The sequence below is a fragment of the Peptoniphilus grossensis genome (assembly GCF_001940285.1).
Lineage (GTDB): Bacteria > Bacillota > Clostridia > Tissierellales > Peptoniphilaceae > Peptoniphilus_A > Peptoniphilus_A faecalis.
Genome location: NZ_MJIH01000001.1, coordinates 214,567 through 236,753 on the forward strand (window position 1 = coordinate 214,567; position 22,187 = coordinate 236,753).

The following is a 22,187-nucleotide window of genomic DNA, read 5'->3' on the forward strand; positions in this document are numbered from 1 at the left end:
CTCTTAAATCTAATCTAATTTTTTTAACATTCTCTCATTAAGAGCTAATGCTGGATTGTACCCTAATTCCTTTTGTTTATAGTTTTTTGTAGCAACTTCTATGATAAGTGCAGTATGTCTTCCGGGTTTTACTGGTATATCAAACTTAACTACATCAATTCCTAAAATATTTTGGTAATTATTGTCAAGTCCAAGCCTTTCATATTCCTTTGACTCATCCCAATCCTCCAAATTTACTACAACTTCTATTGCCTTTTCCTCCATTACAAAACCAATTCCAAACATTTTTTGAATATCTATAATGCCAACTCCTCTTATTTCCATAAAATATTTTGTAATGTCTGGAGATTTTCCTATTAATTTTTTGTCTATATTTTTTATAATTACTGAGTCATCAGAAATTAGCCTTGCACCATTTGAAATTAAATCAAGAGCAGTTTCACTTTTTCCTATTCCACTTCTTCCCGTAATAAGTACACCTATACCTGAGATGTCGAGCAAAACTCCATGCATTCTCATAGTAGGTGCCAAGGCTTCATCAACTAGAGAAATAATTTTGCTAAAAATTTTTGAAGTAGTATCTGGACTTCTAACTATAGTTACATTATGTTTTTTAGCCAAAATTTTTGCTTGTGGGAAAATAAAGTTATTTCTTGAAAATACGACTACTGGAATATTGTACTTAAATAATCTTTCAAGTGTGGAATACTTTTCTTCGTCATTTAAGGAATTTATATAATGCCACTCTTGAGTTCCAATAAGCTGAATCCTATCTTTGACAAATTTTGCATAATAACCACATAATTGTAATCCTGGTCTGTTTATATCGCTATTTCTAATTTCAATCTCTTTATAATCAGTAGACTCATGAATAATTTCTAATTCTAATTCATCTACTATATATTTTAATTTAACTCCCATTTTTTGTTCTCCTAAAATGTTCATAAAGTGAATTGGCACTTTTTTCATTCATTGATTCAACTTCTAAAAGTTCTTCCACGCTTGCATTTTTTATCTTGTCAATGGATTTAAAATGTTTTAACAAATTTTCTTTTCGCTTAGGCCCAATCATTTTTATATCGTCAAGCTCTGACTTAAACATTGCTTTTGACCTTAAGTTTCTATGATAATTTATAGCAAATCTATGAGCTTCTTCTTGGATTTTGTAAATTATTTTATAAGCCCTAGAATTTAAATCAACATTATATTCTTTGTTATTGTAAATAATTCCACGGGTTCTATGAAAATCATCCTTTACAAGTCCGCAAATTTCCAAATTTAAATTCAACTTATCTAAAATTTCCTTTGCAGCATTTACTTGACCTTTGCCTCCGTCCATCATTATTAAATCTGGAAAATTTGAAAAAGATGTATTTTTATCATTTTTCTTTTCTTCAACACCTCTTGTAAATCTTCTCTCTATTACTTCTTTTAAGCTTGAATAATCGTCAGGTCCAATTACACTTTTAATTCTAAACTTTCTATAATCACTTTTTTTAGAATCTCCATCTTCAAATACAACCATTGAGCCTACAGATTCAACACCAGAAATATTCGAAATATCATAGGCTTCAATACGCCTTGGAATATCACTTAGTCCAATTAGGTTTCTTATTTCTTCAAGTGCTAACTTATTCGATTCTGCACGTTTTTTATATTTGTCCCCATACTTTTCAATCATATCAAGAGCATTTCTCTTAACCATTTTAATTAATTCTTTTTTATCTCCCTTTATAGGAGTGGTTATTGTAACTTTGTTGCCCCTTTTTTCTGAAAGCCAATCTTCTAAAACTTTTATATCACTAGGTTTCTCTTCAATAATAATTTCCTTTGGAATGTAACTTGCTCCAATATAAAATTGTTTTAAAAAGGAAGAAAAAATTTCATCATAGCTGTCATTGTAATAATCTCTTATCATATAATGCTCTCTACCAATAATTTTCCCCTTCCTAAAAAAGAAAATTTGAATTAACACTTCATCTATTCCCTTTGCAAGGGCAATAATATCTTTATCGTCACGAGTTTTCGGATCGCTTATAAGTTGTCTTTCCTTTAAATATTCTAAATTTTTAATTCTATCGCGAATGTCCGCAGCATTTTCGTAATCCAAGTTTTTTGAATAATCCATCATCTTTTCGTGAAGCTTGTCTAATAATTTATTATCTGAACTAGATAAAAAACTCAAAACTTCATCAACCATTATATTGTAATCCTCATTCTTCACATTGCCTATACAAGGCCCAAGGCATTTTCCAATATAATAGTTAAGACAAGGTCTGTAATTTTTTTCTTCAACATTTTCAAGATTTAAGTTGCAGGTTCTAAGAGGATAAATCCTTTCAAAGGTTTCTATAGATCCATTTACAGCAAAAACATCTGGATAAGGCCCAAAATATTTCGCTCCATCCCTTAATATTCTTCGAGTTTTTATAACCCTGGGAAATCTCTCATTGACCATTACCTTAATATATGGATATTGTTTATCATCACGTAAAAGAATATTGTATTTTGGGAGATTATCCTTAATTAAATTTGATTCAAGTACAAGGGATTCCACTTCATTTTCTACAATGATATACTCAAAATCGTAAATTTTTGAGACCATGCTGGCAACTTTTTTAGAGCTTTTCCCATAGGAACCAAAGTATTGCCTAACTCTTTTTCTAAGAGATTTAGCTTTTCCAACATAAATTATCTCATCTAATTCATTTTTCATTATATAAACTCCTGGTTTATCAGGAAGTTTGTCAAGCCTTTCTCTTAAATCTATCAATTATCTAATTACCTCTTTCGTTGATTCTCTTAAATAATCTAAAATCTCTCCCTCAAAAAAGGGACTTAATTTTGTAAAAACTTCTCTATGATAAGAGTTCAAAACTTCTAATTGTCTATCTGTAAGTAAGTTTGTGTCAATTGCTTTTAACTCAAAGGGACAAAAAGAAATTGTCTTAAATTTATTAAATATTGAATCTTCTGTTTTACAGTCGAAGACAACTCTCATAATATTTTCAATTCTTATGCCGTATTTGTTTTCTTTATAAACTCCAGGCTCATTTGACACAATCATATTTTCTTTCATCCTTACTGCGGGATCTCTTGGCGAAATCCTATGCGGTCCCTCGTGAACTGAAAGCACAAAACCAATTCCGTGACCTGTTCCGCACTTATAATCTAATCTTTCTTGCCACAATGCATATCTTGCAATTCCATCTAAAGCTAAATCATATGTTCCCTTTAAGAAAACTGCATCCATTAAGTTTATGTGACTTTTTAAAGTTAAAGTATAATCACGAACTTCTTCATCTGTAAGTTCTCCCATGGCAATAGTTCTCGTTATGTCTGTTGTCCCCGAATAATATTGTCCGCCTGAATCCACAAGATAAAAACCCTTAGGTTCAATTATAGATTCTTTGTCCCTAGTTGCGTGATAGTGCATCATTGCAGCATTTGCTCCATAGGCAGAGATTGTATCGAAAGAATTTGAAATATATAGCGGATCTTCAGCACGAAGGTTGTCAAGCATCACTCCTGCTTCATATTCACCAATTTTATTTTTTGCATTTTTTTTCAACCAATAAATATACTTAAATAATGCAACCCCATCTCTAACATAAGTATCTTCAAGGTTTTCTATTTCAATTTCATTTTTTATTGCCTTTAAGTTTTCAGAAATATTATTGCCGAAAATTATTTCATTTTTTTCGCAAATTTTCTTATAGATCCTTTCATTAATTGAGTTTGGGTCGAGGTAAATTTTTTTATTTTCATAATTCTTTAAATAATAATAAAATTCAGAATAATCTCTTAGTTCAACTACATCAGAAATTTCTTTTTCAATACTTTTTGTCTTTTCTCTGTCAGCAAATAAAATTACCTTATCATTTTCTATAATCATAAAGGAAATTAAAACTGGCGTGTCCTTTATGTCCATTCCACGAATATTTAGAGTCCAAGCAATGTCGACAAGTGAAGAAACAATTGTCATGTCAACTTTTTTATCCTCTAAAATCTTTCTAATTTCAGAAATTTTTTCATCAGAAGTTTTTCCTGCATATTTAACATCAAGTAAAAAAGCATCATCCTTTGGAAGAGGATACCTATCTTTCCAAAGGTCAGAAATCAAATCTATGTCAATGATTTTTACATTTTTGTATTTTAATTTTTCTGACAAAGAAAAAAAGTTTTGGTGAGAAAAGTATTCAGCATTTAAGCCAAGAGTCATGCCTTCTTTTATATTCTCACTTATCCAATCAGTGTAGTTTAAAACTCCAACTTGCCCTTCTTTTTGAAGCTCAAATCCAAAATCTTTTATTTCTTTTGCGGCTTGGATAAAATATCTGCCATCAGTCCAAAGATATGCCTCATCTCCTGTTATGACAGCAGTACCTTGTGAACCAGTAAAGCCCGTTACAAACTCCCTTTCCTTGTAATAATCTGGAAGATATTCAGAACCATGAGGGTCTTTAGTTGGAATAATATAAAAATCTATATTTTTTTCTTTCATTATATTTCTAATTTCATTTAAAATCACAAAATCACTTCCTAAGTTATATATTATCACAAGAGGAAAATAGGGCAAAGAAAAAAGTCCGGTGAAATAAATTCAACCGAACTTTCTTGTCTTTCTATACTTTCTTATTTAAAATCCTTTGGCTCGCCGTAAAAGGTAATTGCATTTGACTCCTTCTCAAATTTAATTACCTTATCCTCTGAAATGGCAAAATAAAAGGTCTTTCCATTTAAAAAAATATATTTGTTAAAGTTGTTGTCTTCTAGTTTGTATATCCTCTTGTCTTCATCCTCTTTAAAATTACCTTTCTTTATAAGACTCCCATTGCAAAAGATATAATAGACCTTTTTCTCAGTATCAAAGGACATTGAATAAAAATCTTTATTAAAACACACATAAGTTCCTTTCAAGAGGGGAACCATTGGATTTTGTAGTTTTTGCTGTAAAATAATTGTAGAACACAAGAGAATAATATTAAGAACAATTGAAATTTTAAAAAGTAAATTTTTTTTATCCAAAACGCACCTCCCTTAAAGTATTAAATATGTTTATATGGTTTTATTATACAGGCATTACATAAAAGTGTTCGTTAAATAAAGTATGTGGGAAAAAAGTTGTATAAACTTTCCACTCATCATTTGAATTTCTTAATCTATAATATACTACATGCCCCTCAACTTCAAATGTTTTATCAGCATAAGCTAAAAAATATTGATAAGAATTCGGAACTCTTATACTATATCCAGAAACGTTTGTACCCGTATATGAACCCATCTCAACATTAATCATTACAGTAGGAACTTTAGGTAATCCCACTGAAACAGATAGTTTTATTGGTGTTCCTTTATCAGTATTGATATTTATATATCCATCAATTCTTGTGCCCCCTCTTGGCTGTCCATTCAATAAAACATTATTAGCATATACCCTTTCTCTAGACGAATATTCTGTTTTATATTCATAAGAATAATTGTCAAAAGTTGTAATAGAATTTAATAATCTTACTTTTTCTTCAGTTTCTTTTCTCGCATCGTTAAAAAATTTTTCTATACTTTCTCTTGGTTGTTCATAATATATACCATTTTCTTCATTGTTTATTTCATTATTTTCATTCTCTTGTGCTGATACAAAAGTTACCAAATTAAATAATATACAAGCTACAATTAATATACTAAATGATTTTTTCATAATGATCCTCCTAATTTTATTAATATTTGCTATGTTTTATTTGTAATTCTTGTTTATTATGAAAAAATCTCCATTCTTATACCTCTTTGGATTCAAATATCTCATAGATTTACCTCCTACCTAACATAACTACTTATATTTATTTTATAAGTTAAAGGATTTACAGACTGATTAATTATAATAACTTTATAACTACTTCCACTATTAGCTTTGATTTTTAAATTTACTCCTTGATTGTATCTTGATTCATATATTATATTTCCATTTTCTTGTATGATAACTGTATAATCTACACCGCCTCTACAATACATTTCACTTGTTCTTATAGTAAATCCATTATGGTTTTTTCCAAAAAGTGAACTCATGTTAAATGTATATGTCTCATGATCTAATCCTTCTAATGTTCTTTTTTCATCTATATTAGCTGATCTCAAACCATTAGTTGGGATTTCATATAAATCTAGTTTTTTATACTCTTCATCTCTTATTTCTTCAACTCTATTGTCCACATTTACATAAACTTCTTTTATTCCCTCTGTATCAGATATAACTTGATTTTCGTCTACCTCAATGGCATTGGTAAACACTGGTATGTACAAGAATAATAAAAATATTAAAGTAAATGTACCTGACATTGTTTTTTTCCAATTTTTCATGTTCAACATCCTTTCCTTAGTTGGGCTTAAATTTAAGACAAATTTATCATTTTCCCTTTGTCTTTCTACCGATTTAAGCATTGACTGGCAATAATTTTTCCTATTTTCTAAAGTATCTCCTCTTTTTTCTATAACTATTTTGTCGCAGTTTATCTCTATATCTTCTTCAAAGTATTTTAAGCTAATTATTAAAAAGGGATTGTACCAATAAAGACATATTATTAAATTTTTTAAGTGACTTAATAAAATATGATATCTTTCTATATGTACTAGCTCGTGAGTTAAAACATGTTCTAATAAATCCCAGTCTTTCAAAATGCTTTTTTGCAATATTATTTTTGGTTTTACTATGCCATAGGTTATGGGTGTGTCTATTTCATCATTTATATAAATTTTAATTTCTCTTTTAATATTAAATTTTTTTAGAGATTTATTTAAATGAGTCCTATCTTTTAATTCAATAGAATTACTTATAACTTTTTTAAATTTTATAAATTGATATAGTGTATAAATAATAACTAAACTTGACCCTACTACCCTATTAAGTCTTGATAAGGATGGGAATTTATATGTCATATTTATTACTACTTGATTTATAAAAATTGATGGTAGGAAAATTGTTTTTAAAAATTTGGAAGTTCCATAAGTTTTTACGCTAAATAATATATCTTTTGGAAATATTAAATATATTAAAAGAAGAGTCCATAATATAATATTTGCGCCTTTTATGCTTTTTAAATTTAATCTCTTTCTAAAAAGTAAAATTAAAATTATTATTAAAATAGACTTTAAACTTTTATATAGAAATTCTGAACTCGCTATACTTATTGTCATTTTTCTTCTTTTTCAAAGTCATTAATTATATTTTTCATCTCTTGAACTTCTTCTTCACTTATTTTATTGTCCTTTAAAAAAGTTCTACAAAAATTTATAAAGGAACCTTGAAATAATTTGTCTATGGCTTCTTCTCTTTGTTTCTGCAAAGCTTCTTCTCTTGTGACTATGGGTTTTATTGTGTACTTAGGATACCTTCTTGTAATTGCACCCTTTTCTAATAACCTTCCAAAAAATGTGTAGCAAGATGTTTTACCCAAATCATATTTTTCCTTTAATACTTTGGATAATTCTAGGGCTTGGATTTCTCCATTTTCATCTAAACACTCCCCTTCCCACAAAACTTCCATTACCATTATTTCTCCATTTGATAGTTCCATTTTTCTCACCTCTTGTTCATTATTGTTAGTATTTATATTTTCATCTCGAGTATACATCGCCACTTTATTTTTGTCAAGTTTTAATAATAGAAAAAAGTCCGGCGAAATAATTTTCCACCGAACTTTCTTCTGCACTTATATTTAAAATCCTTTTAAGCATATTTATTAATATCTTTTAAAATTTTTATTTTAAAATTCTATGGTAACCTTAAATAAATCTCCATCAATGTCTATATCAAAGTTTGCACCATGAGCTCTAACAAAGGATGATGCTATTGATAGTCCAAGACCTGAGCCTGATGTCGTCCTTGATTTTTCACCACGAGTAAATCTTTCCATAAGTTCATCCGAAGAAATATTAAGTGGATACTTAGAAATATTTTTTATAGTGAGTTTAATACCATCTTTGTTAAAGAGATCTACATATACTCTTGAGTTTTCTAAAGCGTATTTAGAAATATTTGAGAATAAGTTATCTAGAACCCTTGAAAATTTTTGTCCGTCAATGTTAAGCATTACCTTATCTTCAGGAAGATTTGAAATTATTTCTAAATTCTTTTCTGCAATTTTGTCTTCCCACTCTCCTATTGACTGTTGAACAAGAGAATTAAAGTCAAGTTCTTGTCTATCTAGTTCAATATTGTTTGATGTCGCTTTTGATACTTCAAATAAGTCTTCGATTAAGACTTTTAACTTGTTGGACTTATCATTGATTATTTTTGAATACTCCTTCACTTGTTCTTCAGAATTATCATCCTTAGATAATAGGTCTGAATAATTAATTATAGATGTCAGTGGAGTCTTTAAGTCGTGGCTGACATTTGTTATTAGTTCTGTCTTTAACCTTTCAGATTTTACTGCATCTTCAATGGCAAGGTCTAGGTTCTCTCCAATATTGTTAAAATTATCAACTATGCCATCATAAAGACCACCATTTTTCTCGATGTTCTTCTTATAATTTCCCTTAACAATTTCACTAGACTCTCTAGAAATTCTTGCAACTTCATTTATGTTTTTTAGAATTATTATATATATGAAAATCCCAAATAATATCATTGGAAATATTATACATTCAGGAGCGGAATGAAATATTGAAGCGAGAAATAGGAATAATATAAATAGAGCAAAACAAATTCCAAAATAAACTAGGGTAAATTTAATTTTTGCATCTTTAATATTTATATTTTCTTCATCTATATTTGAAAATTCTGAAATTGCACCAGTAAAAATTCTATAAATTAGTGAATTTTTAACAAGATAATTTTCTGTATTCTTGTTAAATATGTTCTTTAATAAAATTACCAAATAATTTACTGTAAGTGAAACAATTACAAGACCAAGAAAGTACAATAAATAGAAAATATATAAATTACTGTAGATTTGATTCATACTTGAAATTCCTGCACTAGAAACTACAAAAATTACAAATAGAATAATCACAAGTTCTATTGGAAGTTTGAAAACTTTTCGCAAGCTTTCACTGTCGTCAATTTTTTCAATATTCATAAATAGTCCAAGTATTGCTGATAAGACAGCTGCAATTAAGACGCTAAGTCCAATTTGGACTTGAACTTGGTCCATAAATAAATCTCTTTCGATATCTTTAAAAACTTCATCGTCTAATGATGTGTAATAAGCAAACTTTAGATTTTTAATATTATTTTTGCTGTTCAAATCTCTAAAACTGTTATTAATTTTAGATTTAAAAGACTTTTCTATAAAATTGTAGTCACTATCCATAAGTCTTTGACTCTTTTGCACCTTATCTATGATGACTCTATTATTTTGAACTGAACCTGTAATTAAGAAGTCATTATCTCTCAATTCAATCTCTAGGGGATCAAATTCGTTTTTTTCATATTCATTAGTTAGGTAAAAGGTTTTGTACTCAGATTTTAATTCTGGTTGGTCTAGCATCCAATCTTCAAGATAGTCCTTTGGATCAAGTCCCTTGGCCTTTAGGTCATCCTTCTTCTTTTGAGCTTCAATTAATCCTGGATCTGTAACAACATTTCCATTTTGGTCAAAATATTTTAGTTTATAGGACTTAATAGCAAAGTTAAATCTATAATTGGAGCTATAATCTTCATCATTAAGAGATAAATCTATGATGCTAGTTATTCTATTATCTGTCATAATTTTTCTATAAGAAGAGTCTGGACCCTTGTTTAATAAAAATCTACCTGTTAAAAGTGAAATAAGTGATATACCTAAAATTATTAAAGCATAATAGGATAATTTGTAAGAATTTTTTTTCATTATTTTCGCCTCAAATCTTCAAACTTATATCCAAGACCCCACTGGACTTTTAAGTACATTGGCTTCTTTGGATTTACTTCGATTTTTTCTCTAATTCTTCTAATGTGAACTGTCACAGTCTTTGCCTCCATGGCTGGTTCATTCCACACGCTTTCGTAAATTTCTTCAATGGAAAAAACTCTATTTGGATTTCTCATGAGAAGCTCCAAAATTTTAAACTCAATAGAAGTAAGACTAACTGGCTTATCTTCAACATAGGCAATTTTCTGAGATAAATCTAATTTAATGCTACCTATTTCAATAAAGTTTCTGTCATTTTTTAAATCATAGGCATAAAATCTTCTCAAGTTGCTCTTAACACGAGCAATAAGCTCCATTGGATTGAAGGGCTTTTGAATATAATCATCAGCGCCAATATTTAGTCCGAAAATTTTGTCAGTGTCTTCTGATTTAGCAGATAAAATAATTATTGGAACAACAGAAATTTCCCTAAGTTTAATAATAACTTCTTCGCCAGATAAATTAGGCATCATGAGATCCATTATTATCAAATCAATTTTTTCATTTTTAAAAATTTTTATGGCTTCAAGACCATCATAGGCATAAAAAATATTAAAATTTTCATTTTTAAGATAAATTCCAATGGATCTTGCAATTTCCTTATCGTCCTCAGCAATTAAAATATTGTATCTATCCATTACATCCCTCCTTGTTTAATTATAATAGCAAATAATAATTACAAAAAACTGAACAAAATCTTACAAATTTCTTAAATTACACTTTATTAAACTCTTTCTAAAATTAAAAACCTTGCAAAATCTATTGCAATAAGAGAAAAAACTATGCTAAGGACAGCGTAAAAAATTGAATTCAAAAAATTTCCATTATTTTCCAAATTAAATATTTCAAAGGCAAATGTAGAAAAAGTTGTAAATCCTCCACAAAATCCAACTTTCATAAATATTACAAGTCTTGAATCTAATTTGTTTTTTTCTGCGTAAAAGGCAATTAATGCAATCAAAAAAGATCCTATTACATTTATTATAAAAGTTGAAATTGGAAAATTTCCTCCACTTTTTATATTATTAGATAAAAAATATCTTAATAAAGACCCAAGCGCTCCACCTAATGCTACAAATAAATACATATTTACCCCCTCTAATATTATTGTATGTCAAATACTTATATGCTAAAATCATTTTTGTTATAATTATATTAAAAAAGGAGTTTATTGTGAAGGAATACATTGGAATGAAACTAGAATATGAAGTTGATGATAAACCAGGGTTTTTAAAATCTTCACTACTTGGATTTCAAAACATTTTGACTGCTTTTAGTGGAATTATCGCTGTACCACTGAGTATCGCAGCAATAGCTGGCACTAATGTGTCAGAAACTTCTATACTTATTTCTGCAGCATTACTTGCATCTGGTATTTGTTCTTTTATACAAACTAGGGGAATTTTTAAAGGTAATGCAAAAGTCGGCATAGGTCTGCCAACAATTATGGGAACTGACTTTGGATTTGTGCCACCTGCCAATGCTGTCATTAACACTATGGGCGGTGGACTTGCAGGTTACTTTGGTGCAACAATTTTAGGTGCACTTTTAGAATTAATACTTAGCTTTTTTATCAAACCTCTTTTGAGATTTTTCCCAGAGGTCGTTACTGGAACTGTTATTACACTAATAGGAATAACTATGATGCCTGTAGCTTTTGATTGGGTTGGCGGAGGATACGGTGCAGAAAATTATGGAGATCCGCTCTTTATTGGAATTGCCGTCTTCACTTTTCTCCTCATAATTTTTATAAATCATTACGGAAGAGGTTTTGCAACAACTGCATCAGTATTTATTGCAATGATAATTTCTTATATTATTTGTATTCCAATGGGGATTGTTGATTTTTCACAAGTTGCAGCCGCACCTTGGATAAAAATTCCAGAGTTATTCCCCTTTGGAGTTAAATTTGATTTAAGATTTGTCGTTCCCTTTATCGCAGGTTATCTTGTAACTATTATAGAAACTGTTGGAGTTATGAAAACTCTTGGCACCGTTTGTGAAGTTGAACTTTCTGATGCCGATATCTCTAGTGGAGTTAGAGCTGATGCTATTGGTTCAATGTTATCACCTGTATTTGGTTCAGGAGCAGCCCAAACTTTTAGTCAAAATGTTGGGTTAATACCACTTACAAAATGTGCATCAAAAAAAGTTGCTCTTTTCTCATCTTTTATATTGATAATAATGAGCTTTTGTCCTAAATTTGCTACTTTAGTTTCAATTATGCCTTCACCTATTCTTGGAGGTGCAGGTATTCTAATGTTTGGTACAATTTTAGGTTCAGGTATGCAAGCACTTAGCAAGGCAAAATTTTCCACAAAAAATATTATGATTATAGCTGGAGGGATTGGCGTTGGCATTGGTATTACAATGAGACCTGACATTGTTTCAAAACTTCCAAGTTTAATCTCAGCACTTTTTTCATCTGGTATATCTGGCGGAACTATTGTAGCTGTAATATTGAATATTTTACTAGTTGAAAAAGAATATTAAAGGAACTGCTCTCGTGGCAGTTTTTTTGTACAAATATTTTATAAAACCTTTTACTATGCTATAATATTAAAAGAAATTCTCGTTTTGAAAGGATAATAAAATGAAGGACTTTTTAACAAGACCAGCTTGGATTGAAATAAATTTAGATAATTTTGAAAATAATATTAAGGAAATTAAAAATCTCGTGGGCGATAGTACAGAAGTTATGAGTGTTGTAAAAAGCGATGCTTACAGACTTGGTGCTCTTCCTCTTTCCTATATATCTACGGAACTTGGAGTAAATTTTTATGCAGTGGCAACTCTAGGTGAAGCTTTGACTTTTAGGAAAGAATTTCCCAATTCGGATATATTGATCCTTGGCTACACTCCACCACATCTATATGAAGATGCAATTAAAAATAATATTACGCTTAATCTTTATTCCCTTGATGATGCTAATAATCTTGATGCTATTGCAAAACGAATGCATAAAGTTGCAAAAATTCACATTGCCGTAGACAGTGGAATGTCTAGAATTGGATTCATTCCTAATAAAGATTCTTTAGATAAAATCATAAATATTTTCCAACTTAAAAATATTTATGTGGAAGGTATTTTTTCTCACTTTGCAGCTTGTGAATCAGATCCAGAATTTACGAAAAGGCAGTTTACCTACTTTACAAACTTTATAAAAGAAATTGAAAGTAAGGGCTATAATTTCAAATATAGACATATTGCGAATTCTTCTTCTGTTTTATATCATAGAGAGTATGATCTAGACATGGTAAGACCAGGAATAATTCAATATGGTTATACTGACAGTGAAAAACTTCCAGAAGAATTTAATCTAAAAGAAATCCTTTCAATAAAAGCAGAAATATCTTCTATAAGAAAGGTAAAATGCGGTGAAACTGTTGGCTATGAAAGATTTTATAAATGCACTAAAGACACAAAAGTCGTAACTCTACCCATTGGGTATGCAGATGCCTTTCCACGAATTTTATCCGAAAAAATTGAAGTATTAATAAATGGAAAAAGGTGTAAACAAATTGGTTTAATCTGTATGGATCAAATGATGATAGATGCAACAGGTGTTGATTGCAAAATTGGTGATGAAGTTGTTTTAATCGGCAAACAGGATGATGAAGAAATTAGAATAAGAGATATATGTAAATTTTCTGGTGATTGCGAAACATCTTTTATAACTCATCTTAATAGGAGATTGCCAAAGTATTATTACAGACATGGTGAACTTGTTCATGTTTCTAAAATGGATTAAAAATTATAAGCACAAAGATCCTTGATCTTTCTAATTTCCTTATGAAAAAAGAGAGTCTTAAAGCTCATTGAATTAGAGATTTAGAAAAACTGATTTAAAGAGTCTTTAGGTGGCAATAGAAAAGGCTATGAGTTTGAATGCTCACAGCCTTTTTCTTATATACTCTTGAAAGTATTATCTGAGTTTTCGTTTATTGTTTTAAGACCACTTTTTATTGCTACTAAAACCCCTGCAATCATAAATACAAATACTATTATTAGAGGGATATAATTCATATTTGCTATAAGACCTTTTATCGCAAATTCTAATTCATAGTTACTCCTATAGGCTCTCAATGCAATTCCCATAATGAAAATAAAGATATAGGCTAAGAAAATATTTTTAAACAATCTCTTTCCTTCTCCAAGGACCATCTTTTTCATTTGCTTTTGTGTCATACCTGCTGTTGATAGAAGTTTAAAATCATTGGCTCTTGCTCTAAGGTTGCCTTTAAAACTATTATAGGCATTGGAAAGAGCAATTGTTATAAGAATGATTTGGATAGCTAGATTTAAAAGTCTTTCATTCCTTATTTGTTCTTTATCCATAGCTGCTCTAATAATTTCTGTAGAAGTGCCATGGTCAGATTTTGGAACATAATTTGAAATCACTTTTTCTGCATCTTCAAATACTTTTTCTTTATTATTATCAGCTTTAATTTTTACAAAGTAATAATAGACTGGGTCGCCTTCATCTATTCCATATTCATTAATAAATTTTTTCATAGTACTTTCACTTGTAAAGATAGATATTTGATTGTCATTATAAGCTTCTAGATTATAAGGCATTTCATCAATACTTGAATCTATTTTTATAGGCATGGACTTACCATCTGCATTATATTTTAAAGTAATATCTCCAAATCCCTTATCAGAAATTTTTATATACTCACTAAAAGCATACGGAGTTTTATTATCTTTTCTTATCTTATTAAGTAATAAATAAGATGCATGAGAGATGTTATTTTCTTTTAAAAGCTTTTCAAAATCTTCATCTGTTAAAGCATATATACTAGCATATAGTCTATCATTTTCTATTTTGCCACTAGCTAAAGAATCTTTTAAGTCTTTAAAAATTAAATCTTTATTATCGTCAACATAAAATTTTGTGTCATTTCTTTGATATAGGTGAAGCTCTTTTATTCTGTCAACTTTTTCTAAATCAGCTAATAAGTTTTTATCTAAATTCTTATCAGTGTAAATACTTGAATTAAAATTGTAAGGACTTTTATAAGAGTTATATTTTTTATTCAAAGTTCTATATGATTGACTAACTAAGACAGCAGTTAACACAAAGGCAGACAGAACCATGGAAATTACAATAATTCGATAGGTTGAACGATAAGACATGTAATAATCTTTTGCTAAAGTCTTTTCTATAGGTCCATTTATTTTTGACTTACCCAATTTAATGTTTTTTTCTGTAATCCCATTTAAACCTTCTATAATTTTTATTTTTGTACTTTTCCTAGCAGGGATTATCGCAGATAAATAAACTGTTAAGATTGACAATAATATAATCATTATTATAGAAATAGGGTTTGGATAGACGAAATAAAAACCTGGGGATTTTAAACTTTCTCCCAATATCTCAGACATATTTTTATAGGATATTGAATTATTAAGCCACATTAAGTATAAGAGAAGATTTGCAAATGCCAAAGATAGAATTGTTCCCAAGGCTATTGGTAAGGTTGAAAGTTTAAAAGCTTTCTTTCGAATCATTTTTTTGACCTGCTTATCTGTCATACCTGTGCTTTTTAATAGAGCAATTTCCTTTAAATCCCTATTGTTCCATACATTAAAAAGAACCATAAATGATAAAAGCAAAAAGTAGGCAAAGAAAGAAGCCTGCTCCATATTTTTCTATAGCTAAGTTTACAACACTCTTTGGTGGGATGATTCCTTTTGGATAGACCATCTTATATTCTAAGATATCTTTATTATAAAAAACTCTCCCAATATCTAAGGCATGGTTCTCGTCAATATTCATTTCAGACAAAACTTCCCTAGTTTTTGTATAAGTATCCCTTATATTTTTATACCAAATTTGGGCTTCTATTTCATCATTTTTTTCAAATAAACCTTTCTTGTTATCACTTTCAGTCAAACCTATAAGCATAGACTCTTCAAATGATTTAGAATAATCATCATAAACTCCAACTACTTTATAAGTTTTATCACGAACAGTTATTTCAGAGCCCAAATCATACTCTTTACTTTTTATTAAAAATTTCTCTGGAACTAAAATCTCGTTTGAATTATTAGGTTTTCTTCCCTCTTTAATATCAAAACCTATAAGACCAGTAGAAGCTCCAAATTCATAGATAGTTGCATTTAAATCTGTCTCTATGATTTTATTAAAAGAAATTTTTTCTATATCCTCATCATTTATTAATTTATCATAAAGTTTCTCGTCAATTTCACTAATTGACACATGGTAGTTTCCAACATTTTTCTTAACATAATTATACTGTTCGGTTCTCATTGCATTAAAGATAAAAATTACAGTTCCTAGTAGAATAACTGCTAAAAGTATGGAAATTTTAATAGCAAAACTGTCTTTTTTATTATTTTTTACAGCTCCATCAGCTAGGTCATTAATAATTTTCATAAGTTCCATCTCCTAAGAAATTTAACCTACCATCTACCATTCTATAAACCTTGTTACAAGAATTTGCTACTTTTTCATCATGAGTTATTATCATAATTGTAGAATTTAATCTCTTATTTACAAGTCTGAAAAGTCCTATGATTTCTTCTGAGTTTTTCCTATCAAGATTTCCTGTAGGTTCATCTGCTAAGATTATGGCAGGTCTTGTAATCAAACTTCTGGCAATGGCAACTCTTTGTTGCTCACCACCGGATAATTGTTTTGGATACCTATCAAGCTTTCCTTCTATTCCTAGTATCGATAAAATTTCCTTTAAATATTCTTCATCTACTTTTTTATTGTCTAATAAAAGAGGAAGTAGGATGTTTTTTCTCACATTAATATTTGGAATGAGGTTAAAAAATTGGTAGACAACGCCAATATTTCTTCTGCGAAATACTGTCATTTCGTCTTTGTTAAACTTGGTAATATTTTTATCTTGAATAAATATATCACCACTTGTTGGTGTATCTACTCCTGCAAGTAAATGAAGTAGTGTAGATTTGCCAGAACCACTGTCTCCAATAATGGCAACTAGGTCTCCTTTTTCTAGTTCAAAGTTTACATTTGAAAGGGCATTTACTTCTACTCCGCCCTTATATGTTTTTGTTAAATCAACTGTTTTTACTATATTCATATTGTATCCTCCTTAACTTGTCTATATAATACTAGGCTTAAGTGACTGGAGAGTGACTAGAAAAAAGACTATGTCTTATTTTTAGACACAGTCTTAGAATTTAATTATAAAATCTCAGTTCAAAGGCATTTGATTTTTTTCCTTTGTGATATAAAAGTTCTCCATTTTGCCTTTCCATAACAGATTTTGCCATAGGAAGCCCAATCCCATAACCTTTTGAATTTGGATCCAGCTTATAAAAACGTTTAAAAACTTTTTCTAACATTTCACGATCCAAACCTTTAGAAAAATCTTCCACAAATATACTCTTATATAAGTTCGTTTCTTTTAAGTGAATTTCTATATGCCTATCTTCTGTTGCTTCTAGACCATTTTTCATCACATTAAATGCTGCTTCATAGGTCCATTTCTTATCACATATAAGATTAAAATCATCTCCATCAAGGAGAATTTCAACATTATCATTAATAAAATAATCTTTTAGGTTTTGTATGATATCTTCAATTAATTCTCGAGCAGATATCCTGTCTCTTGTCATTTCTATTGTACCTGAATCAAGGGCTGCAAGTTTTAATAAAATATCAGATAGATTGTAAAGTCTAAGAAGATTGTCCCTAAGTCTAGATATATACTCTTTTGCCGATTTATCTTCTTCGTCTTCTAATAAGTCAAGTAATAATAGAGATCCGGTTAGAGGAGTTTTTATTTGGTGGGCAATATCTTTCGTATATTCCCTTAAAGTTTCCTTGTTTTTTTCAGCATTTTCAGCTATTCTCTTGTTTTCTATAATAATTTTAATAATCTCATCTCTTAATTTTCCAAATTCATCATCTATAATTTCATAATTATCCGAGTCTATATCCAATGAATGGAGGAGAATAAATATATTATTAATCTTATCTTCTAGCTCTTTTTCTTTTTTATTTTCAATATTTCTAAGAATTAGAAATAAAATTACATTTATTAGTAGAAAATCTATGAGTGTTAGAATATCAAATCTTGGATTGAGATAAATTACAAACAAAGACATCAATAAATTTAGGAATATAGTAAATAAAATTCTTTTATTTTTTCTCATTATCCCACCTATAGCCTATTCCCCTAACTGTTTTTATATGCTTTCCATACTCTCCAAGTTTATTTCGAAGTCTTTTTATAGTTACTGTTAAAGTATTGTCGTTTACTTCATAAAAATCATAACCCCATACATAATCTAAAATTCGCTTCCTTAGTAGATTTACATCTTGATTTTCTAAGAGCATTTCCAATATAGCAAACTCTTTTAAGTTAAGGTCTAGATCTATTCCATCTATTGAAGCTTGTTTTGAAATGAAATCTAAAGATAAATTTTCAAAAGTCAGTTCATCAACCTTTTTTATTTTTCTGCTAAATACATTGTCTATTCTTGCCTTTAGAACAGGAAGAGAGAAAGGTTTTGTAATATAATCATCTGCTCCTTGAGAAAGACCTTTGATAACATACTCATCTTCGTCTTTTACAGTAAGCATTATTACAGGAAGGTCATAAAATTCTCTCAGCCACTTTAAAAAATTAAAGCCTGACCCATCTGGGAGATTAGCATCAAGTAGAATTAAATCAAAATCATTAAAATTAAGATTTTCTGTCTGAGAAAGATTGTTATAAATAATAGTTTCAATATTATGCTTGTTTAAGTAAGTTTTAACAGCAAAGGCAATTGTGCTGTCGTCTTCAATCATTAGTATTTTCAATTATATACTCCAATACTTCCGATATATCACATTTAAAATATCTACATATCCTACCAAGTATTTCCATACTCACATTCTCATCTCGTCCCATTTTAGCTATGGTATGAGGGGTTGTGTTTATAGCTTTTTGTAAGTCTAGTTTATTCATTTTTTCATCTATCAATTTTTTCCATAATTTATCATAGGAAAATCCCATAATCCACCTCAAATTAATCTTCTACTTTATACAGTTTTTCTATAATATTATACCACATTTTACAGCTTAATCTTTACATATTTCTTAAGACGGATTTATTTCCGTCTTTTTTTTCTAATCATAACCATCATTTTTGTCTTAGGGCTAGTGAAGGGAGAAATATATTTTTTAATATCCGGAAAATTCATCCTAATTCCTACTTATACAAATAGATGAAGAAATAATTACTCAAATCCTTTAAAAATGTCCTGAGACTATTATAAGACTAAGAAAAGTGTAGACAATCCGAGGTCTGAATGGGCTATCTTTGATAATGTTCATGAGCCTATTATTGATGAAGAAACCTTTGATATTGTAAAAAGGATAAGAAAAACAAGACGAGTTCGTAACAGTTTAGAAGAAATGCCTGCATTATCTGGTATGCTCTACTGTGCAGACTGTGGAGCAAAATTGTATCAAGTAAGAGGTAAAGGCTGGTCTCATGATAAAGAATATTTCGTTTGTGCATCCTATAGAAAGCAAAAAGGCAAATGTACTTCACACCAAATTAAGAACATTCAAGTTGAAGAAATTCTTATCAGAGAAATTAGGAAAGTTACAACCTTTGCAAAAGATCATGAAGATAAGTTTGTTGATTTAGTTTTGAAAAAGAAAACCAACGAGTTAAATCAGGTATTAAGAATCCAGAAAAAGGAATTAGAAGATTCTAAAGATAGAATTGAAAAACTTGACTCTATCGTTCAAAACCTCTATGAAGATAACTTGGAAGGTAAAATATCTGATCAACGATTTGAGAAAATGGCTAAAGCTTATGATGAAGAAGAGCTTTCACTTCAAAAAAGAATAACTGAACTTGAAGAAACCATTACAAAATCGCAAGAAGAAGAACTTAATGTGGAATCATTCCTAAAACTTGTGAGGAAATACACAGATATAAAGGAACTCGATCCAGAAATAATAAGAACATTTGTAGATAATATTTATGTATAACAATCGGAAAAAGTTCCAGGCACAAATTTAAAGAAACAAACCATTTGGATTTATTGGAACTTCATAGGGAAAATTGACATATAAAAATCGGCACAAAGGTTAATACCTTCATGCCGATTAAATTTTAAGGAAATAAATCCCTAATTAAGAGCCCCTTATGACTCTCTTATATTATTCTTCTTCAATTTTTTCTTCTTCAATTTTTTCTTCTTCAATTTTTTCTTCTTGTTTCTCTACTTCTTCTGAATCTAATTTTTCTTTTACAGCATAATATTCTTTAAAAACAACATCTTCTAATTCTTTTCTTGCTTCCGCATTAATTGGATGAGCAATGTCTCTGTACTCTCCGTTGGAAAGTCTTCTGCTTGGCATTGCTAAAAATAAAGATTCATTTCCTTCTATTATTTTTATATCATGAAGCACAAATTCATTATCAAAGGTTACAGATACTATTGCTTTAAGCTTTCCTTCTGTTGGCAATTTGCGAAGTCTTACATCAGTTATGTTCATACAAGTATCCCTCTCTTTCTTTACCATATTATAGCACAATTAAGATATATAATAAACGTTTTAATTAAAAATTTTACTGTAATTTATTTTAGATTAATATTTATTATTTTTTCTTTGTAAAATTTTTGTGATATAATTAAAAAGAATTGGAGGAAGTAATTTGTTTGAAATTAATATAGATGACAGTAAGTATAAAAATATATTTTTCATAGGAATTGGTGGCATCAGCATGTCTGCTCTTGCTGAACTTATGCTTTATAAAGGTTATAATGTATATGGAAGTGACAGAAGTCCCTCTATAAATACAGAAAAATTAGAAAAAAATGGTGCCACAATATATTATGAGCATAAAAAAGAACATATTGATAATATGGATCTTGTAGTTTTTACTGATGCAATTTCCTTTGACAACGAAGAATATATGGCAGCCGTAAAAGAAAAAATTGACCTAGTTGATAGAGCCACATTTTTAGGTGCTATTATGAAAAATTATAAATATTCCATTGCAGTTTCAGGAACTCATGGCAAGACCACTACAACTTCTATGATAACTGAAATTATAAAAGATCTAGAAATTAGTCCAACGATCATGCTTGGTGGACAATTAAAGGACATCGACGGGAATATTAAAATTGGCGATGAAAAATTATTTTTGACAGAAGCTTGCGAATATAAGGCAAATATTTTAAAGTATTTCCCTACTACAGAAATTATTTTAAATATTGACGAAGACCACTTAGACTACTTTGACAACATTGACCATATTATTAAAACTTTTAAGGGATATGTAGATAATCTTCATAAAGATAATTATGTAATTTTAAATATTGATGACGAAAATGTTAATTCCCTCTTCCCAATTGACAACTGCAAAGTCTTTACTTTTGGAATAAAAAATAATCATGCGAATCTAAGAGCAAAAAATATTGACTTTAACGAAGATGGCTTCCCTGTTTATGATTTATATTTAGATAATAAAAAAATAAATCATGTTGAGCTTTCAGTCCTTGGAATACACAATGTATTAAACTCTCTTGCCGCAATTGCTGCGACTTATGTAAATAATATTCCCCTTGAAAATGCAATTGTAGGACTTAAAAATTATAAAGGTGTAGAAAGAAGGCTTGAAGAAAAAGGTTATTACAATGGAGCTAAAATTATGGACGATTATGCTCACCACCCAACGGAAATAAAATCATCAATTCACGCAATTAAAAATGCTTGTAAGGGAAAGCTTTATACAATTTTTCAACCTCATACTTATACAAGAACAAAGCTTTTATTAGATGCCTTTGCCAATTCTTTTGACGAATCAGATGTAATTATAATTACAGATATTTATGCGGCACGTGAAAAAGATTATGGCGACATTCACTCAAAAACTTTAAGAGATGCGATTTCTGAACACAGAGACAATACCTTCTACATCTCTGGCTTTGATGACATAGTAAAGTTCATTAAAGAAAATATTAAAAAGGACGATGTTGTTGTAACTATGGGTGCGGGCGATGTATATAAAATTGGTGAAATGATTTTAAAAAAATAAATTTAACAATGTATTGGAACTCCTTAGAGTTCCTTTTTTATTGACAAATCATCAAATCAAATTCAATGTATTTGATGGATATAATAAAAATCGCAAAATATTCTTAACACTCAGATTCTCCTTTTATCTCTCTGAAAATCTTTTTATTTTAATTCAATTATTTCTTTGTAAAATATTTTATCAACTATCTTTTAATTATTTATAAAAAAGATCCTATAGAAATAGATTTTAAAATCTACATCTATAAGA

Annotated in this window: 19 protein-coding genes and 2 pseudogenes; 5 read left to right on the forward strand and 16 right to left on the reverse strand. The window is 29.2% G+C overall.

The window, feature by feature from the left end; translation table 11 throughout:
* Positions 1 to 9 precede the first annotated feature (9 nt).
* From hprK to crcB, 10 genes are all read right to left on the reverse strand, one after another.
* Positions 10 to 921, reverse strand: a complete 912-nt coding sequence (gene hprK, locus BIV18_RS01055) for an HPr(Ser) kinase/phosphatase (protein ID WP_075658866.1) — start codon at positions 919 to 921, stop codon at positions 10 to 12.
* Positions 911 to 2,773 carry an excinuclease ABC subunit UvrC gene (uvrC, locus tag BIV18_RS01060; RefSeq protein WP_075658868.1) on the reverse strand — a complete coding sequence of 621 codons (1,863 nt, stop codon included), beginning with the start codon at positions 2,771 to 2,773 and terminating at the stop codon, positions 911 to 913. Before uvrC ends, hprK begins: the two co-directional genes overlap by 11 nt.
* Positions 2,774 to 4,531, reverse strand: coding sequence for an aminopeptidase P family protein (locus BIV18_RS01065; RefSeq protein WP_075658870.1), 1,758 nt, complete (start codon positions 4,529 to 4,531; stop codon positions 2,774 to 2,776).
* A 104-nt stretch (positions 4,532 to 4,635) separates the two neighbouring features.
* Positions 4,636 to 5,028 (reverse strand): hypothetical protein, encoded by a 393-nt coding sequence (locus tag BIV18_RS01070; RefSeq protein ID WP_075658872.1) that lies wholly within the window; start codon positions 5,026 to 5,028, stop codon positions 4,636 to 4,638.
* Between the two features lie 43 nt (positions 5,029 to 5,071).
* Positions 5,072 to 5,698, reverse strand: a complete 627-nt coding sequence (locus BIV18_RS01075) for a hypothetical protein (protein ID WP_075658874.1) — start codon at positions 5,696 to 5,698, stop codon at positions 5,072 to 5,074.
* 116 nt (positions 5,699 to 5,814) lie between these two features.
* Positions 5,815 to 7,188, reverse strand: coding sequence for a M56 family metallopeptidase (locus BIV18_RS01080; protein WP_075658876.1), 1,374 nt, complete (start codon positions 7,186 to 7,188; stop codon positions 5,815 to 5,817).
* Positions 7,185 to 7,568, reverse strand: coding sequence for a BlaI/MecI/CopY family transcriptional regulator (locus BIV18_RS01085; protein WP_075658878.1), 384 nt, complete (start codon positions 7,566 to 7,568; stop codon positions 7,185 to 7,187). Before BIV18_RS01085 ends, BIV18_RS01080 begins: the two co-directional genes overlap by 4 nt.
* A gap of 189 nt (positions 7,569 to 7,757) precedes the next feature.
* Entirely contained in the window at positions 7,758 to 9,827 is a 2,070-nt protein-coding gene (locus BIV18_RS01090; RefSeq protein ID WP_075658880.1) for a sensor histidine kinase, read from the reverse strand.
* On the reverse strand, positions 9,827 to 10,525 hold the full coding sequence (locus BIV18_RS01095) for a response regulator transcription factor (RefSeq protein WP_075658882.1): 699 nt from the start codon (positions 10,523 to 10,525) through the stop codon (positions 9,827 to 9,829). The genes BIV18_RS01090 and BIV18_RS01095 overlap by 1 nt, the downstream gene beginning before the upstream one ends.
* An 86-nt stretch (positions 10,526 to 10,611) precedes the next feature.
* Positions 10,612 to 10,974, reverse strand: a complete 363-nt coding sequence (gene crcB / locus BIV18_RS01100) for a fluoride efflux transporter CrcB (protein ID WP_075658884.1) — start codon at positions 10,972 to 10,974, stop codon at positions 10,612 to 10,614.
* 86 nt (positions 10,975 to 11,060) lie between these two features.
* Between crcB and BIV18_RS01105 the strand changes: the two genes are divergently transcribed.
* The gene (locus tag BIV18_RS01105) at positions 11,061 to 12,380 is read left to right on the forward strand and encodes a uracil-xanthine permease family protein (RefSeq protein ID WP_235860750.1); all 1,320 of its coding nucleotides are present in this window, start codon (positions 11,061 to 11,063) and stop codon (positions 12,378 to 12,380) included.
* Between the two features lie 100 nt (positions 12,381 to 12,480).
* Positions 12,481 to 13,638: an alanine racemase gene (gene alr, locus BIV18_RS01110; protein ID WP_075658886.1), complete on the forward strand. Its 1,158-nt coding sequence runs from the start codon at positions 12,481 to 12,483 to the stop codon at positions 13,636 to 13,638.
* A gap of 155 nt (positions 13,639 to 13,793) precedes the next feature.
* On the opposite strand, the pseudogene BIV18_RS01115 reads toward alr, so the two are convergent.
* The 5 genes and pseudogenes from BIV18_RS01115 to BIV18_RS01135 all read right to left on the reverse strand — a co-directional run bounded on the left by BIV18_RS01115 (position 13,794) and on the right by BIV18_RS01135 (position 18,892).
* Positions 13,794 to 16,290 (reverse strand): annotated as a pseudogene (locus BIV18_RS01115) (FtsX-like permease family protein).
* Positions 16,277 to 16,966 carry an ABC transporter ATP-binding protein gene (locus tag BIV18_RS01120; RefSeq protein ID WP_075658888.1) on the reverse strand — a complete coding sequence of 230 codons (690 nt, stop codon included), beginning with the start codon at positions 16,964 to 16,966 and terminating at the stop codon, positions 16,277 to 16,279. Before BIV18_RS01120 ends, BIV18_RS01115 begins: the two are co-directional and overlap by 14 nt.
* A 100-nt stretch (positions 16,967 to 17,066) precedes the next feature.
* Positions 17,067 to 18,044 (reverse strand): sensor histidine kinase, encoded by a 978-nt coding sequence (locus BIV18_RS01125; RefSeq protein ID WP_075658890.1) that lies wholly within the window; start codon positions 18,042 to 18,044, stop codon positions 17,067 to 17,069.
* A complete protein-coding gene (locus BIV18_RS01130; RefSeq protein WP_075658892.1) occupies positions 18,031 to 18,696 on the reverse strand; it encodes a response regulator transcription factor in 666 nt (221 codons plus the stop codon). The genes BIV18_RS01125 and BIV18_RS01130 overlap by 14 nt, the downstream gene beginning before the upstream one ends.
* Entirely contained in the window at positions 18,677 to 18,892 is a 216-nt protein-coding gene (locus BIV18_RS01135; protein WP_075658894.1) for a helix-turn-helix domain-containing protein, read from the reverse strand. Before BIV18_RS01135 ends, BIV18_RS01130 begins: the two co-directional genes overlap by 20 nt.
* A gap of 273 nt (positions 18,893 to 19,165) precedes the next feature.
* On the opposite strand from BIV18_RS01135, the pseudogene BIV18_RS11200 reads away from it, so the two are divergent.
* Both BIV18_RS11200 and BIV18_RS01140 read left to right on the forward strand, forming a co-directional pair.
* Positions 19,166 to 19,258: pseudogene (locus BIV18_RS11200) on the forward strand (recombinase family protein); the annotation flags it as partial.
* A 54-nt stretch (positions 19,259 to 19,312) separates the two neighbouring features.
* Positions 19,313 to 19,882, forward strand: coding sequence for a DUF4368 domain-containing protein (locus tag BIV18_RS01140; protein WP_235860753.1), 570 nt, complete (start codon positions 19,313 to 19,315; stop codon positions 19,880 to 19,882).
* Between the two features lie 171 nt (positions 19,883 to 20,053).
* Here the strand turns inward: BIV18_RS01140 and spoVG are convergent, their stop codons facing one another.
* Entirely contained in the window at positions 20,054 to 20,392 is a 339-nt protein-coding gene (spoVG, locus tag BIV18_RS01145; protein WP_075658896.1) for a septation regulator SpoVG, read from the reverse strand.
* Positions 20,393 to 20,552: 160 nt separating this feature from the next.
* Between spoVG and murC the strand changes: the two genes are divergently transcribed.
* Complete coding sequence (murC, locus tag BIV18_RS01150; RefSeq protein WP_075658898.1) at positions 20,553 to 21,938, forward strand: UDP-N-acetylmuramate--L-alanine ligase; 1,386 nt, start codon at positions 20,553 to 20,555, stop codon at positions 21,936 to 21,938.
* The last annotated feature ends 249 nt before the right edge of the window (positions 21,939 to 22,187 follow it).